Below are 1,730 nucleotides of genomic sequence, written 5' to 3' on the forward strand. Positions count from 1 at the left end.
GCGGCGAACAAAGCCGGCATCCGTTGCCGAGCAGGTGCCACGCTATCGTTCCAAGATGCGCGACCCAGAGTTACGCCAAAGCCACCAGATACTCCACCCCTTAAACGCTTCTGAAGCAAGCAACAACCCAACCCATATCCAGTTATTGATACCAGCAACGACCATGGGCAAGAGCAAAATCACCGAAACTGACGGAACAATGAAAAAAAATCTGAATGGTATCTGCACCAGCGCCAAAAACACCACGAATTTTTGACACCTGAAAAAACCCATGCATGTAACAATAACTGAAAGCTGTAAAAACAGCCCGATCCAGATCACAAGACCTGAGCCACCCCAACTCCGCGCCACTTCGAGACCACTATTTAAATCCGACCAAAAAGGTATTGTTCCTCGGGCAACATTACGCAAGATGTACAAAATAATATAAAACGTATCCATACTCGCCCAAAGCAAATGTATAGCGCGCAGCTTCTTAGTATTTGACACCATCAATAGGCACCTCTTCTATATTCATACTCCTCGTCAGGCACAACAGGACGCCAGTGCCAGGATTCCCCGGTGATCGCCCATGGATCATCAGCCTGTACATAATTTTGCGTTATCCGTCGTACATCCCCATATCGATGTATAGCCGACAGTCTGGCGAAACTTCGCTCATTTTCGCCCAACGGCATCCACCTCTGACTTACAACCCTACGGGTATTGGCGTAGTTTTTCCCGTCGCTCGCAAAAAAACGTCCCTCATCCCCTCGGGAGGTTACGAAGTTTGCGGCTAATGCCACACCAGTCCAGAGATCACTTTGGACGTAGGAAATTTCTACGACGCACGTAGGTACCAAGACTGATAGCTGCATGCCTCTTGATCTCACAGGTGCTGGAATGCTTGCTGCGAGCATCTGGTTCCGTTGACGCTCACTCAACCCAGCCCCTTCCCCCGTCAATCAACATCACACGCTCCAAATACGAGGATCTGTGACTGAACATCATTTGTATCGATCATGGTAGCCAGTCTTATTCGGCCGATCCTAGACTCGCCTCAAGCCCGCTCAAGGACCGCCCCCATGCCCGAGACCCTGCTCAGCCCCCGCAACCTCGCCTTCGAACTCTACGAAGTCCTCGACGCCGAAGCCCTCACCCAGCGCCCACGCTTCGCCGAACACAGCCGCGAAACCTTCGACGCCGCGCTGACCACCGCGCGCACCATCGCCGAGAAGTTCTTCGCCCCGCACAACCGCAAAGCCGATGAAAACGAGCCGCGCTACGTCGACGGCCGCGCCGAGCTGATCCCCGAGGTGAAACCCGCCGTCGACGCGTTTCTGGAGGCCGGTTTCCTCAACGCCAACCGCGACTACGACGCAGGTGGTATGCAACTGCCCAGCCTGGTCTCGCAAGCGTGCTTCGCGCACTTCCAGGCCGCCAACGCCGGCACCACAGCCTACCCGTTCCTGACCATGGGCGCGGCCAACCTGATCGAAAGCTTCGGCACGCAGGAGCAGAAGCGCCTGTTCCTGCAGCCGATGATCGACGGGCGCTTCTTCGGCACCATGGCCCTGACCGAACCCCACGCCGGCTCGTCGCTGGCCGACATCCGCACCCGCGCTGAACCTGCCGGCGACGGCAGCTATCGGCTCAAGGGCAACAAGATCTTCATCTCCGGCGGCGACCACGAGCTGCCGGAACATAGCGTACATGGTACTGCGGGCCGAAGCTCCCGACTGGGCCCGCCG

2 protein-coding genes are annotated in these 1,730 nt (G+C 56.4%); both read left to right on the forward strand.

The window, feature by feature from the left end:
- The coding region (locus GYA94_RS25475) for a hypothetical protein (protein WP_161893351.1) at positions 1–256 on the forward strand (256 nt) is incomplete at its 5' end.
- Between the two features lie 808 nt (positions 257–1,064).
- Positions 1,065–1,730: acyl-CoA dehydrogenase family protein (locus GYA94_RS25480; protein ID WP_161893352.1), on the forward strand; the 666-nt coding region annotated here is incomplete at its 3' end.

Source organism: Pseudomonas juntendi (assembly GCF_009932375.1).
Taxonomy (GTDB): domain Bacteria; phylum Pseudomonadota; class Gammaproteobacteria; order Pseudomonadales; family Pseudomonadaceae; genus Aquipseudomonas; species Aquipseudomonas juntendi.